16 protein-coding genes are annotated in these 14428 nt (G+C 41.2%); 11 read left to right on the top strand and 5 right to left on the bottom strand.

The window, feature by feature from the left end; translation table 11 throughout:
* The first annotated feature begins 63 nt into the window (after positions 1-63).
* Both ACQKFG_RS03440 and ACQKFG_RS03435 read left to right on the top strand, forming a co-directional pair.
* Entirely contained in the window at positions 64-1371 is a 1308-nt protein-coding gene (locus ACQKFG_RS03440; RefSeq protein WP_192203563.1) for a CitMHS family transporter, read from the top strand.
* A 167-nt stretch (positions 1372-1538) separates the two neighbouring features.
* The gene (locus ACQKFG_RS03435) at positions 1539-2171 is read left to right on the top strand and encodes a superoxide dismutase family protein (RefSeq protein ID WP_427556230.1); all 633 of its coding nucleotides are present in this window, start codon (positions 1539-1541) and stop codon (positions 2169-2171) included.
* Positions 2172-2479: 308 nt separating this feature from the next.
* On the opposite strand, the gene ACQKFG_RS03430 is transcribed toward ACQKFG_RS03435, so the two are convergent.
* Positions 2480-3445, bottom strand: coding sequence for a rhodanese-related sulfurtransferase (locus tag ACQKFG_RS03430; protein WP_427556227.1), 966 nt, complete (start codon positions 3443-3445; stop codon positions 2480-2482).
* Positions 3446-3585: 140 nt separating this feature from the next.
* Here ACQKFG_RS03430 and ACQKFG_RS03425 point away from each other — a divergent pair, with 140 nt between their 5' ends.
* From ACQKFG_RS03425 to ACQKFG_RS03415, 3 genes are all read left to right on the top strand, one after another.
* Positions 3586-4602, top strand: a complete 1017-nt coding sequence (locus ACQKFG_RS03425; RefSeq protein WP_427556224.1) for a nitronate monooxygenase — start codon at positions 3586-3588, stop codon at positions 4600-4602.
* 17 nt (positions 4603-4619) lie between these two features.
* On the top strand, positions 4620-5075 hold the full coding sequence (locus ACQKFG_RS03420) for a GNAT family N-acetyltransferase (protein WP_427556221.1): 456 nt from the start codon (positions 4620-4622) through the stop codon (positions 5073-5075).
* Between the two features lie 73 nt (positions 5076-5148).
* Positions 5149-5292 carry a hypothetical protein gene (locus ACQKFG_RS03415; RefSeq protein ID WP_342615211.1) on the top strand — a complete coding sequence of 48 codons (144 nt, stop codon included), beginning with the start codon at positions 5149-5151 and terminating at the stop codon, positions 5290-5292.
* Positions 5293-5338: 46 nt separating this feature from the next.
* On the opposite strand, the gene ACQKFG_RS03410 is transcribed toward ACQKFG_RS03415, so the two are convergent.
* Positions 5339-5917, bottom strand: a complete 579-nt coding sequence (locus ACQKFG_RS03410; RefSeq protein WP_427556217.1) for a GNAT family N-acetyltransferase — start codon at positions 5915-5917, stop codon at positions 5339-5341.
* Between the two features lie 103 nt (positions 5918-6020).
* Here ACQKFG_RS03410 and ACQKFG_RS03405 point away from each other — a divergent pair, with 103 nt between their 5' ends.
* The gene (locus tag ACQKFG_RS03405; protein ID WP_427556214.1) at positions 6021-7412 is read left to right on the top strand and encodes a PLP-dependent aminotransferase family protein; all 1392 of its coding nucleotides are present in this window, start codon (positions 6021-6023) and stop codon (positions 7410-7412) included.
* Positions 7413-7480: 68 nt separating this feature from the next.
* On the opposite strand, the gene ACQKFG_RS03400 is transcribed toward ACQKFG_RS03405, so the two are convergent.
* A complete protein-coding gene (locus ACQKFG_RS03400; protein WP_076367409.1) occupies positions 7481-7900 on the bottom strand; it encodes a MarR family winged helix-turn-helix transcriptional regulator in 420 nt (139 codons plus the stop codon).
* Between the two features lie 359 nt (positions 7901-8259).
* Positions 8260-8463, bottom strand: a complete 204-nt coding sequence (locus ACQKFG_RS03395; protein ID WP_098372640.1) for a hypothetical protein — start codon at positions 8461-8463, stop codon at positions 8260-8262.
* A 128-nt stretch (positions 8464-8591) separates the two neighbouring features.
* On the opposite strand from ACQKFG_RS03395, the gene ytvI reads away from it, so the two are divergent.
* Complete coding sequence (ytvI, locus tag ACQKFG_RS03390) at positions 8592-9635, top strand: sporulation integral membrane protein YtvI (RefSeq protein WP_349729081.1); 1044 nt, start codon at positions 8592-8594, stop codon at positions 9633-9635.
* A 346-nt stretch (positions 9636-9981) separates the two neighbouring features.
* Here ytvI and ACQKFG_RS03385 read toward each other — a convergent pair whose 3' ends face one another.
* Entirely contained in the window at positions 9982-11334 is a 1353-nt protein-coding gene (locus tag ACQKFG_RS03385; RefSeq protein WP_192203572.1) for a hemolysin family protein, read from the bottom strand.
* 615 nt (positions 11335-11949) lie between these two features.
* On the opposite strand from ACQKFG_RS03385, the gene ACQKFG_RS03380 reads away from it, so the two are divergent.
* The 4 genes from ACQKFG_RS03380 (at position 11950) to ACQKFG_RS03365 (ending at position 14410) form a co-directional block, all read left to right on the top strand.
* Complete coding sequence (locus ACQKFG_RS03380) at positions 11950-12525, top strand: YitT family protein (RefSeq protein WP_311202512.1); 576 nt, start codon at positions 11950-11952, stop codon at positions 12523-12525.
* Positions 12526-12616: 91 nt separating this feature from the next.
* Complete coding sequence (locus ACQKFG_RS03375) at positions 12617-13330, top strand: FixH family protein (protein WP_427556208.1); 714 nt, start codon at positions 12617-12619, stop codon at positions 13328-13330.
* A 92-nt stretch (positions 13331-13422) separates the two neighbouring features.
* Positions 13423-13587: a hypothetical protein gene (locus tag ACQKFG_RS03370; RefSeq protein WP_230302241.1), complete on the top strand. Its 165-nt coding sequence runs from the start codon at positions 13423-13425 to the stop codon at positions 13585-13587.
* Positions 13588-13750: 163 nt separating this feature from the next.
* A complete protein-coding gene (locus ACQKFG_RS03365; RefSeq protein ID WP_427556748.1) occupies positions 13751-14410 on the top strand; it encodes a DedA family protein in 660 nt (219 codons plus the stop codon).
* The last annotated feature ends 18 nt before the right edge of the window (positions 14411-14428 follow it).

The raw sequence follows: 14428 nt of genomic DNA, 5'->3' as shown, positions 1-14428 counted from the left end.
AAATATTGATTTTTCAGAAAAGTTAATAAAGTATTAACTTTTCCATTTAAGGGAGTTTTTAACATGTTGACGATTTTAGGATTTTGCATGATTTTAACGTTTCTGGTCTTAGTCATCACAAAGCGCTTATCAGTGGTTGTCGCTTTTATCTTCACGGCAATAGCTTTTGGTCTGATTGGTGGATTTGCCTCGGAAATGGGAGATATGATGGTTGCGGGTATTTTAAAGGTGACACCGACAGCAGTCATGATCGTTTTTGCTATTCTATACTTTGGTTTAATGATTGACGTTGGTTTATTCGAGCCCATGATCGCTAAAATACTCAGTTTTGTAAAAGGAGATCCGCTAAAGGTTGTCATGGCAACCGCCATTATAACCATGTTGGTAGGTTTGGACGGAGACGGTTCTTCCACATTCATGATTACCGTTTCAGCCATGCTGCCGCTTTATATCAAATTAGGGATGAACAGGCTCGTTTTGGCCTGTGTTGTTGGTTTAGCCGCCGGCGTCATGAATATGATTCCTTGGGGAGGTCCTTTGGTAAGGGCGGCCGCGAGCCTTCAGGTTGAAGTATCGGAGCTATTCATTCCTCTCATTCCGGTCATGATTTGCGGTCTATTATGGACACTTTTTTCTGCATATGTACTTGGTAAAAAGGAAAGGGAGAGATTAGGGGTCAGCACGATGGAGACGAACATGCAACCTGGTATGGGAGAACAGGCTGCAGCTGTTGAAACCGCACCTAAAGGAACATCCAAGCTTTTTTGGTTTAATTGGTTCTTGACGATTTTACTGATGGTTTTGCTGGTGATGGAAGTGCTGCCGATCCAAATTTTATTTGCCACTGCTTTTGCGATTGCACTATTCGTTAACTTTCCGAACCCAAAAGAACAGCAGGAAAGAATTTTATCTCATGCCAATAGTTTCGTGATGATCTGTACACTCATTTTCGCTGCAGGGATTTTTACGGGTGTATTCACAGAAACAAAGATGATGGACTCGATGGCTGCTTCAATCGTAACTGTCATTCCTGAATGGATCGGGGCACATTTGCCACTGGTGGTAGCGCTGACGAGCATTCCGATGGGGTTCATTTTTTCACCTGATGCCTATTACTTTGGCATTCTGCCAATAATAAGTGAAACGGCATCGAACTTCGGCATTTCTCCTGTAGAAATCGGAAGGGCGGCTTTATTAGGCCATTCGACCGCAGGGTTCCCATTATCGCCATTGGTGCCTGCGACCTTCATATTGATCGGTCTTGTAGGTGTGGATTTTGGGGATCACCAAAAATTCCTGTTTAAATGGGCATTTGGGACAACCATCATCATGACGATTGCAGCCATTACTTTTGGGGTCATCACTTTGTAAAATGCGAGACCATTAAGCTATAATGCAAAATTCCTGTCTGTGAAATTAGTAAGGTGTTCGCCCTCACGGAATAATCCATTTTCCTATTTATTCCGCTTTCTGTTTATTCTTCCATGATGGTGGAAAGTAATAGAAGAAGATACATATAAGAGAGTGAGGGAGTTTATATGAACTATAAACAAAAACTTGTGCTGCCTATGTGTGCTGCCCTTTTACTGTATGGATGTAATTCAGCGGATGATTCAAATCAGTCCGACAATAATGCCGAGGACATGACTACAGTGGGACAAGGAACAGAAACAGGGGTTGATCCTCAGGTAAAAGCGGAAGTTAAAGATGTAGAAGGTAAAACACTTGGGACGGTTAACTTTACCGCCGAAGAGAATACTGTGGTGATCGAGACCGCTTTGGAAGGCCTTGAGCCAGGCTACCATGGATTCCATGTCCACGAAAACGCAGTATGTGAGCCGGATGCTAAGGAAGGCCCTTTCACTACAGCGGGAGGACACTTCAATCCAACTGATGACACGCACTCTAAACATGCAGGGGATATGCCCCCTTTATATGTGAAAAAGGATGGGACAGCCAAATATACGGCAACATTGGATAACATGACGATAGACCAGCTGAAGAAAGAAGAGTTGGCTGTAATCGTTCATGCGAAGCCAGACAACTTTGCCAATATTCCTGACCGTTATGAAGCCAATGGAGAAAAAGGACCGGATGTGGATACCTTGAAAGCCGGTGATGCAGGCGATAGGCAAGCTTGCGGGATTGTTGTAAGTGCAGAGGAAAAATAACATTAATGAAGCAAGAGCGATTCCTCTAAAGAGGAATCGCTCTTTTCATTGAAGGTAAAACCGTTGACCGCTAAATTTTAAGCTGAATTCATTCTTTTTACGTATTAAGAAGGTTTTTTCTATTGTGATATAGAAGTAAGAGAGTAAGTAATATTGGATTTGAAGCAGATGGCATTAAAAGATCATAGTTAATTCTTGCAGTGGAATAAGGTCCAAGGCATAGATTTAATATAGAAAAATAAGATTTGATTTAAATGGATAAAAAAACCCGAATAGGGATCATGTCCACTGATTCGGGTTTGCTTTTATCATTTTACGGTACTGGTTTCTTCGATTAGCTGTAATCTCTCAGCCACTTCTTCTTCAGAAAGGTTATGCTCGACTACATAGCGGTTACGGGGATGCACTCGGCATTCATGAGTACAGCTGCGCATATGTTTGTGCTCGTTCTCTTCACTGCAAAGGATTTTCTTGTTGCATTCAGGGTTAGCACAATTAACATAGCGTTCACAAGGTTCGCCGGAATAAATATCGCGACCGACAATGACATGTTCCTTTTGATTGATAGGTACGGCTATCCTTTCATCGAATACATACATTTGGCCATCCCAAAGCTCACCTTGGACTTCGGGATCCTTTCCGTATGTTGCGATGCCGCCATGCAGTTGGCTTACATCTTCAAAGCCTTCTTCGACAAGCCAGCCGGAGAATTTTTCACAGCGGATACCGCCGGTGCAATACGTTAGGATTTTTTTGCCTTCGAACATTTCTCTATTTTCCCGGACCCAATCCGGAAGTTCACGGAAATTCGTGATTTCTGGCTTGATTGCACCCCTGAAATGTCCCAAATCAAATTCATAGTCATTTCTGGCATCAAGGACGATGGTATTTTCATCTTGCATTTGCTCGAAGAACTCCATCGGGCTCAAGTATTTGCCTGTCGTCCGGTTCGGGTTGATGTCTTCTTCCAATCGAAGCGTTACAAGCTCATTTCGTGGACGAACATGCATTTTTTTGAAAGCATGGCCGTCAGCTTCATCTATTTTAAACACGATATCGGCAAAGCGGGGATCGCTTTTCATCATGTCCATATATTTGGTAGTTTGTTCGATCGTACCAGAAACCGTTCCGTTGATCCCTTCTGCTGCCACCAAGATACGGCCTTTCAATTCAAGTGCTTTACATGCCGCAAGATGCTCGGCTGCGAATTCTTCGTGATTCTCGATTGGTACATACAAATAATAAAGTAATACTCTATATGGTTTTGTTTCCATTTTTATTTACCACCTGTGTTTTATATTTGCAAGATATAAAGGGTGATCATTTAGACACTTTTCTCTTACAGATAATCATTATACCAAGAAAACGTAAAAATGATAAGGGCATGAAGAAAAATCAAAAGGAGTGGTATGGAATGCTAAAAAAGTTAATGAGATATCCGATCATTCAAGCACCGATGGCAGGAGGAGCTTCCACCCCGAAGCTTGCGGCTTCAGTATCCAATGTAGGTGGACTGGGCTTTCTCGCAGCTGGCTATAAGACTGCAGAAGAGATGAAGGACGAAATAGGGCAGACCCGTCAGTTGACTGGGCACCCTTTTGGCGTGAATGTATTTGTGCCAGGAAACGAGGCGGTGGATGAAAATATATTATCTGCCTATCGTGAAAAGATCGAAAAAGAGGCCGAGAGCGTTGGGGCTGAGATTGGAAAAGCCGATAGTGATGACGATGATTGGGAAAATAAAATAACGGTATTGAAGGAAGCTGGGGTCGCTGTCGTCAGTTTTACGTTTGGATGTCCAACGGAAGATGTAATAAGGGAGCTCCAAGGTGTCGGTTCCCTTATAGCCGTGACGGTAACCAACCTTCAGGAAGCAAAAAGGGCGGCGGGAGCAGGTGCGGATGTGCTATGTGTACAGGGGTTTGAAGCAGGGGGTCACAGGGGCAGCTTTGAAAACCGCACAGAAGATGATTACGGTCTTTTAGTTTTGATACGGTTGATACAAAGTGAGCTGGACTTGCCGATCATTGCGGCGGGCGGACTGATGCATGGAAAGGATATCGCGGCCGTGCTCGAAGCGGGAGCAACAGCGGCACAATTGGGAACAGCTTTCCTTCGCTGTCCCGAAAGCGGGGCAAGTCCCGTCCATAAGGAAGCTCTGGGAAATCCCCGGTTTACCAAGACCTCTATTACCCGAGCCTTCAGCGGCCGGAGAGCACGCGGGTTGGTGAATCAATTTATAACCGATTATGATGGAATTGCACCAGTCGCCTATCCTCATGTCCATCACATGACAAAGCAAATGCGAAAAGTGGCTGGACAAAAAAACAATCCTGAATTGATGGCTTTGTGGGCAGGACAAGGGTATAGGTTGAGCAGGGAACTTCCCGCATCGGAATTGGTTGAACTTCTTGTAGAAGAACTAAAATGAGAAGGGGGTGGATGGAGATGGAGATAAGGGAATTATTCATGGATGAGCCACCGCCGATGCATTTATTGCTTTTGGCAGATCCCTCAAGGGAATTGGTCGAGGAATACTTGGGAAGCGGAACATGCTTTGTTGCCTTGAATGATGAGCGAATGATCGGTGTTTATGTTTTACTGCAAAAAGGTCCAAAACTGATAGAGATAATGAACATCGCTGTGGAAGAACGGCACCAAGGAAGAGGAATCGGCAGGCAATTGATTGAACACGCCATAGGCCGTGCAAGGGAACAGGGATATAAAACGATTGAAATCGGCACGGGAAATTCGGGGATAGGGCAGCTTGCCCTTTACCAAAAATGCGGTTTTAGAATCACTGGGGTAGATCGGGATTTTTTTAATAGAAACTATTCCGAGGCCATTTATGAAAATGGGATTCAATGCCAGGATATGATTCGCTTGTCACAAAGTTTAGGCTAAGCAATGAACATCCAAGTTTGACGGGAAAGTTTACAGACAAAAGTGCGCGTCGCATGGTTTAGGGGGAATGAACTTGTTCTTTGGAGATATGATTTATCTTCTTTTTGCTTTATTAATGCCGTTTTTATTTGCGATTGGCGTTTTCATATTCATTCGATCAACGAAAAGGCAAAAGGATTTTTTATCGGATATTAATAAAGACTCACATGAAAGATAGCAGCAAGAGAAAAAGAGTGCAAACAACGGCACTCTTTTTCATATCTTCACCTTTTCAAAAAGGCTTCCAAATTCCTTTTCACATTGGGCCATTCATGCTCGAGAATACTGTAGACCACCGTGTTCCTTATCCTTCCATCTTGCAGTTTTTTCTCCATTCTCAAAATGCCTTCTTCAAGGGCGCCGAGCCTGGTTATTGCTGCACGCGATCTTTTGTTGCATTCGTCTGTCCTGAATTCAACCCGTTTCATTTTCCACCTTTCAAAAGCATGCTGCAATAGCAGGTACTTACATTCTGTGTTAATGGCAGTCCGCCATTTGTCGGGATGATACCAAGTCGCACCGATTTCCAGGGATTGATTATGAAATTGAATATTTCTTAAGCTCGTGCTGCCAACTATCGAATCATCAGTCTGATCGATAACGACAAATGGATGATGAAGTTCCTGTTCCCTTGCTCGTATGCCATCCTTTACATAGGAAATCGCTTCTTCATAGGACAAAATTTTTGTTGCGCTCCATTCCCATATTTCAGTTGGCAAGGAAGCGGCGTAAAGCGGTTCGATATGATGATCCATCATCGGGGTGAGTAGCACGTGTTTCCCGAATAATTCGATATGTTCCATAGTATCCTCCTCTTGATTGATATCTTCATTATAAAAATATTCTGGTCCTGCAATAAGGACCAAACCTGATATAATTTATGGAACCAGTTTGAAGGAGGACCAAATGTTTGAAGTTACTCTAAATTTAGATAAAACGAATAAAGAAGCTTTATATGTCCAATTGTATAAATACTTAATAAAGGAAATCCAGAATGGACAAATAAAGGCTGGGATGAAACTGCCTTCCAAACGAAAACTGGCTGTGCATTTAGGGATAGGCCTGAATACAGTGGATACGGCTTATCATCAGTTGATGGCAGAAGGATATGTGGAAAGTCAATTAAGGAAAGGGTATTACGTGGCCGATTTAGAACCGATCTCACCTTTGAATGAGCCTTTGCCTGTAACAGAAGGGATGATGTGCCCTCCGAATGAAAGAAATGAGATAGATTTCAATCATGGACGGGTGGACGTCGATTCTTTCCCGCATGCCGTGTGGAAAAAATGCTTAAACAATACATTGTATCTACAGGAAAGGGAAATGTTCATGAGCGGTGATCCTCAAGGGGAATGGGGGCTCCGCTTTGAAATCTCATCCTATCTATTCCAATCGAGAGGAGTTCGCTGCGGGGCAGATCAAATCATCATTGGGGCAGGTACCCAGTATTTCATCCATCTATTGCGGTTACTTCTTGGAGATGAACGGGTATTCGGGTTGGAAGAGCCTGGCTTTCATCGAATAAGGGAGGTACTGAGGTTGGAGGGAGCGGATATGGCATACATACCCTTGGATGAAAGCGGAATGAGTGTGGACTCCCTGAAAGAGAGTGCCGCGAATGTTGCCTATGTCACTCCTTCCCATCAATTTCCTTCCGGTATGATCATGCCGATAACTAGAAGGGTGGAGTTGCTGAATTGGGCAGCGGAAAAAAAAGGTTATATCATCGAAGATGATTATGACGGGGAATTCCGACATTCAGGCAAACCGATTCCGTCCCTGCAGGGGTTGGACACAAAGGGAAAGGTCATCTACCTAGGCACGTTTTCAAAGTCGCTCATCCCATCAATCAGGGTAGGATTCATGGTGTTACCTATGGAGCTGGCTTGCCGCTATCAAGAGAAGTTAATGGGATATAAACAGACCGTCTCCAGATTGATTCAGGAAACGCTCTGTCTCTTTATGAAAAATGGACATTGGGAACGCCATCTGAATAAAATGCGAACGATTTATCGTAAAAAAAATAAGGTGCTGCTTAATGCAATCGAAGAGAGCTTCCATGATCGTGTAGCCGTAATCGGTGAAAAGTCAGGATTGCACGTTCTTTTAAAAGTAAAAAACGGCAGCAGTGAGGCAGAGCTCATTCAAAAGGCTGCCAGTGTTGGGGTTAAAGTCTACCCAACTTCGGTTTATTATTCTAAGAATGTGAAAGATCCGACTGTTTTGATTGGGTACGGTGGATTAACCGAAAGTGAAATCAAAGCAGGAATCCGACTTTTAAAAATGGCATGGCTATAGCTTGATGCGAAAAAATAAGGAAAAGGCCTTGATTCACACTTATTCAACAATGATATAAGGTATCCATTTTAGTTTCTTATATTATTGAGGATTTTAAGGACTGTCTGGAAAAATATTTCCTGTTCTTCCTCGGTAATGCCTTCCAGGGCTTTTCCTTCGATTTTTTCTGCAATTTTAAGACATTTTGTATGTACCTCTTTTCCCCGGGGCGTCAGTTCAATCCGTTTTTCCTGTTCATCTTTTCCAGGAACTTGTTTAATCATATTATTCTGTTCCATGCTGTTGACTGAACGTGTGATGATAACACTATCAACATCCAAGTAACTGCAAATATCGGGGATTGTGGAATATCCACAGTTCTTTAAATAATTCAGGATCGTCCACTGATTATGGTAAATTTCAAGAGCTGTAATTTGTTCATTCATTTTGCTGACTAATGATCTCGATACTTGTAAATATTGATGAAATAATTGAGTAGGGTTCGTCATATGATTCTCCTTTATAATGGTCGACCAGTCCATTATATTCTTTAATTCTTAAAAGTCTATTGTAAAGAATCATTTTTTTCAGTCAATGTTTATTTTTGGAAGTAAAGCAGTGGAGGAAGGAATTCCGCAATGCGAATGGATTATGGAAGAGTCCAATTGTACTGGATTTTCAAAAGCTGACAAGGGGGATCTTTATATATGATGGCAAATATATATTTTTTTCCTTCGAATGTTCCATTAGCAAGTATCAAAGTGCTGCCGAGAATTGGTAAAAGTCAATACGGCACATCACCCCTTGAAGCTGAATGCAATTATGTCCTGCAACCAAAAACCAGCCCTCTATAGTGGCTGGTTTTTGGTTAAACCCTCTCGCTCGTGGAGCGGTGTTTTGTTTCTTTTTTATTTCGTTCTTCTTGTCGTTCATATTTTATTTCATCAATTGGTAAATCATCAATGGGCATGACCACTTGATCACGTTCCAGCTGTTTTTCCTGATCTTTCTTGAATGCCTTGGATTTATCATTACGCTCTTCAAGATACTTTTCTTTATCTTTATTATCCAATGTCAATCCCTCCATCTCTTTGTATCTCTTTTTCCCCTTATTTAGAAAATAAAACGTTTAAGCGAAATATATGTGACCACATTTCATAAATATAAGGAGAACAGGAAAGTGCAAGGAGGGTTTGTTCAGTGAATGTCGCCGTCTTTTTCCGTTGGTTTTGGAGAGGTATTCTCCTTTTATGCATATTAATCGTCATTCCCTATTCATGGGCTTTGATATTAGCATTGCTCACCGCCATTCTTTTAGATGGATTGGTCCGCATGATTGGCGAAACGGCAAAGCTGCATCGGTTTTGGGCAGTGTTGATTTCATTTGTTCTATATGTAGGCGGGCTTATAAGCATCACTTATTTTTCCTTTTCGGTATTAATCAAGAAGGTCATTATCTATTCGGAAGAATTTCCTGGTTTCATACGTGAAGTGTATTTGACGGCTATATTGCCAGTCATTAGGAAATGGGAACGGTATTCCCAAACGTTGCCGCCAAATCTCATACAGTCGATAGAACAAACGATGGAAAAGGGAGTCAGGGCTTTAGAAGGGTTCACAGAGGGCTTTGTTCAGGATATGGTTCAGTTCGTCACACTCATTCCCGGGCTCTTCATTGACTTTTTAATTTATTTAATCGCATTATTCTTATTTAGTCTTGAATTGCCTAAGTTAAGAAAAAAGGCAGTCCTTTATTTAAAGACATCCACTTATCAAAAGATTTCGCTAGTTTATCAAGATTTAAGTATGGCAGCCGTAGGCTTCATCAAGGCACAAATCCTTTTGAGTTTAATAACGTTCATCATGGCTTATGGAGGACTATGGTTATTGAATGTGAAGTATACGGTTCCATTGGCATTGTTAATTGTAGTTGTGGACATTCTTCCTATCTTGGGGACGGGATCTGTACTGGTTCCTTGGGCAGTAATTGTTTGGGCTCAAGGAAACCATCATCTAGGTGTTGGTCTCGTAATCCTATTCCTGGTCATTACGATCATAAGAAGGACCATAGAACCGAAAATCTATTCAGCAAATATGGGATTGAGCCCATTGGCATCGTTGGTCAGCCTTTATTTAGGGTTTAAAATGCTCGGTTTCATCGGGCTTTTCCTTGGACCTTCGATACTGATTGTTTATGATACGTTAAAGAGGGCAGGTGTCATCAAACCCAACTTCAAAATATGAAAGATTATTAGATGTTTTTTGCCTGATTTCTTAAATTTGACATATCTTTTACAGCTCTACCTTGACCGTTGCAATGATTGCAGTCCCGGGAAAAAAATTGCAGATAGCGGGTTTTCCCTTTCCCTTTGCAGTGTTGGCAAATGGTTATGAGTTTCATGATTCCTCACTCCTTCAATAAGTATCGCTTTTCTAACAGTATGAAACAATAAAGGTAGAACTATACTTCATGTAATCATTCAATTTAAAATGAAGCAGGTTTTATATATTATGTTATTATTTCATTTCATGTACCGGTTGGAAAAAAATAACCCCCGCTCCTATTGTCAATTAGGAACGGGGGTTATTATCATGAAACGATTTCAGTTTGCGATATTATCGGGAATTCTTTTACTTCGCTTACGACTTTTGCTTGTTTGTATATTTCAATATAACGAATATGGTGATCTTCCATTTCTTTTATTCTAAAGTTATAGGGACCATAAGTCAGAATATCACCTTGTTTGGCCTCGTAATTCTCGGTAAGGATCCATCCGCCCATCGTATCAATATCTTCATCATTAATATCCAATCCAAGTAAATCATTCACTTCACTGACTAATACCTTGGCATCGATGATGTAGTGATCTTCTTTTAATTTGCGGACATCAGGAACTTCATCCAGGTCGAACTCATCGCGGATATCGCCAACGATTTCTTCAAGGATATCTTCAACGGTCACCAAACCTGACGTACCGCCGTATTCATCCATGAGGATAGCCATGTGGATGCGCTCCTTTTGCATTTTTAAAAGTAAATCGTGAATTGGGATACTGTCAATGACACGGATGATCGGACGAACATATCGTTGGATCGTGGATGCTGTCTGCTTGTTATTGTCTATCATTTCAGTGAATAGCTCTTTTACATTGACCATACCGATAACATGGTCTTTATCTCCGTCAATGACAGGATATCGTGTAAAGTTCTCCTCCGCCATGACGGTGAAAAACTGTTGGATCGTATCATCTTTGGATACCGTTGCAATTTCTGTACGTGGAACCATGATTTCTTTTGCAATCCGATCATCGAATTCAAAAATTTTATTCACATATTTAAACTCTGATTGGTTAATTTCACCACTTTTGTAGCTTTCGGAAACAATGATACGAAGCTCTTCTTCTGTATGAGCCAAATCATGTTCGGAAACTGCTTTTAATCCTAGCATTCTTGTAAGCGTCCTTGCAGAGCCATTCAGTACCCAGATGAATGGATACATGATTTTGTTAAAACCAATTAAAGGTTTGGAAACCAATAAAGTTACTCGCTCCGCTTTTTGAATCGCCAATGTTTTTGGTGCCAATTCCCCAACAACCACATGTATGAAAGTTATTAAAGAAAAGGCAATTGCAACCGAGAGTGCATGTGAAGCTGAATTTGGAAGATTCAATTGATTCAAGAGTGGGTGCAAAATCTTTTTGACTGTCGGTTCCCCGAGCACCCCAAGCCCTAGAGCGGTAACGGTAATACCGAGCTGGCATGTTGAAAGGTATTCATCCAGGTTGGATATCACTTTCTTTGCTGAAAGAGCATTCGGCTTTCCTTCTTCAATTAATTGATCGACCCTCGTGCTTCTCACTTTAACAATCGCAAACTCCGTAGCTACAAAAAATGCTGTTAAAGCAATTAAAATGGCAATAAGAACCAAGTTTATTATGTCCAAATAGTCTCCCTTAACTCGCCTTCGAGACGAATAAGGAGTACACCTCCTACATTTTTAAAATATACAAGTATATTTTTTTTGCCTTGCTGAATATTATCGGGAATCATTCAAAATGGCTGTGGTAATTGATGTCCAGCCGCTTTAACTCCCATTTCTTTAAGTGATGAAGAGAATAATAGTATATGCCGATTGGCGACGCGTAGACGGGAAATAGAAGAATTTCCGTCTGAAGGAGTACAGCCATTTTTCAATAGGATGCACATATCCATTACGCAAATCAGCGTCCGCCTGTCAAAACGAACATTCTTTAATGCCCCATCAAATCACCTCAATCTAATTAATTTAAATACTTTCATTATAGAAAGAGTTAATCATTCAGTCAAATAGCTTTCTGCACCATAAATCCGGTAAATTGCTTGTAAAGGATCAGTTTGAGCTAATAATTAGCTGTTTTTGACTGTTTTCACTACTTTATTGTATGACATTATGGAATATTCAGAAAATTATAGGCGGTTACATAAAAAATTGGTCAGTTTCATTATTTTTTCGCTTGTTCATACATATTCTATAGAGTCCAAGACAAGTTCTAAATGCAGATTAAAGGGGGTGGCAGCCATGAAAATCATGGAAAGGATGGCAGCAATCATCGCCGGCAGCATGCTTGTAGGTGTGGGAATCAATTTTTTCCTGATACCTTATCATTTATTGGATGGCGGCATGATAGGGATTGGGCTGATTTTTCATTACTATATAGGACTTCCGACAGGCCTGGGTGTGATTTTGAGCAGCATTCCATTATATATATATGCTTGGTACTTTGAAAAGAAATTATTCCTGAACAGTTTGCATGGCCTGCTTTTTTCCTCATTATGCATCGATATTTTTTCCGACGCTGTCATCGGCTGGAATCTTCCCATTTATGTAAGTGCGATGATCGGGGGAGGTTTGATTGGATTAGGAATCGGCTTGATGCTTCGATATGGGACATCAACAGGCGGAACGGATATGCTGGCACAGATCCTATCAAGGAAGAGCGGATTCAATGTAGGTTTACTGATTTTTATCATTGATGGATGCGTGCTTCTTTGCGGATTGAGTGTTGTGGGGACTTCAATCTTTTTATATTCATTTTTAACGATCATCGCGGTGGCCATGCTGACCTCAGTCACCGTGATGCGAACCATTTTTTGATGAATGACGTATAAAAATCCGAAAAAAGGAAAGGATGGGCAATATGAAGAGGACAGATTTTTAGTCTAATAAATAGTAAAGGAAAGTTCATATGAAAAAACTCTATATGTTTACTGCGTTGTTAGTTATGTTGGCTGGATGTCAGGAGTCTGAAATGCCAGAGGACAAGGAAGTTAACAGTGCTGTTCCAGAATCGATGGATGCATCAATCGTCATTAAAGGCAAAATGGAGCCTGGAAAAGAAGTCATTCTTGAAACGACAGTGAAACAGGGAAGCAAATTGGTGAATGAAGCAGATGAGGTACTCTTTGAAGTAAGAAAGTCAGGGCAGGATAAACGGGAAATGCTTGAAGCAAAGAATACTGGAAGTGGCATGTATCAAGTGATGCATACTTTTGAAGAAACAGGCAAATATATTGTAGTCTCCCATGTTACGGCCAAAGGCCTTCATGTAATGCCTGAAAAAGAAGTTGTCGTTCCAGAACATGAAAGTGAAGGCGCATCGGTTCATCCTAGTACGGATGTATCCATCGAGTTTCAAAGTAACCCTGTAAAGGCAGGAAACAGTTCGAACTTTGCAGCGACCGTTGAATTGGATGGGAAGCCACTGACAAATGCAGATGTGAATTTCGAGGTGTGGAAGGAAGGCAGCGAAGAGAGTCATTTCACCAAAGCTGAAGAAGATGGAGATGGAACATATCTAAATAAGGTATCTTTCGAAGAATCGGGAACCTATAAGGTGCAGGTACATGTTGAAAAAGACGAAGTGCATGAACACCAACTGCAAACCATTCAAGTCAATTGATTGTTTTTTGGAGCGAATGGTTTAAACAGGTTTTATCCTTTCGTTAAATGGGAAGGTAAAGGATAACGGTACAGCAGAAAGGGAGGGTAAGCATGAATAATCAAATAATCAACAAGTATAAAGATCTCGGGATTCATATTGAAAAAACGAAATCACGCCAGGAGATTTTCACTAATGTTTCGCAAAATGATTCATCCTTACTCACCACAGCTGTTTTTTCTCAATTTTCCCAAAAAAGGGAGTTAAAAGAATATTGATGCAATGAGACCGGAGTACATATCAGCTGGTCTTTTTTTGTGCATTCCTAAATGTGATGCATTGTGAAACTGGATTTGAAAAGCCGAATAGAACGCTATGAGCTGAAATAGGATAGAAGGACAAACAATTTGAAATTAGCGGTAAGGGGAGTCCGATAGCATGATATCACAGCTTATTATGACGATATTGAATTGGTTTGCTGAAATGGGGTATATGGGGATTTTATTGGGGCTTATGGTTGAAGTCATCCCTAGTGAGCTAGTTTTAGGATACGGTGGTTATGTGGTCGGCCTGGGGAAAATGAATTTTTGGGGAGCTGTTCTTGCAGGTGTGGCAGGCGGGACGATGGCACAACTTTTTCTATATTGGGCTGGGTATTATGGAGGACGGCCCTTTCTCTTGAAGTATGGAAAATATATTTTAATAAAAGAAAAACATATTGTAAATGCTGAAGAGTGGTTTCAAAGGTATGGCGTTGGCGTGATTTTTACGGCTCGATTCATTCCAGTGGTTCGCCATGCTATTTCCATCCCAGCCGGAATTGCAAGGATGTCCGTATGGAAGTTTATATTTTATACGGTTGCGGCTGTCATACCTTGGACCATATTGTTCCTCACCTTAGGAAGGGTTCTCGGCGAGAATTGGCAGCAAATCCGGGGAATAACTGAACCTTATCTAATTCCGGCTGCTGGTTTTTCCTTTATCTTTATCATGTTGTATATCTTTTGGAAAAAAAAGAGCACTCCTCCAATCGTAACGGTCAAAAAAATGGGACGGTTTCCCGATAAATGTACAAATCGAAAAAACAGCCACGTAAAATAACCTTTTACGTGGCTGTTT

The organism is Peribacillus sp. NPDC076916, assembly GCF_050269675.1.
Classification (GTDB): domain Bacteria; phylum Bacillota; class Bacilli; order Bacillales; family DSM-1321; genus Peribacillus; species Peribacillus aracenensis.
Note: the sequence above shows the minus strand (reverse complement) of the source record. Positions and strands in the feature narration are given on the sequence as shown.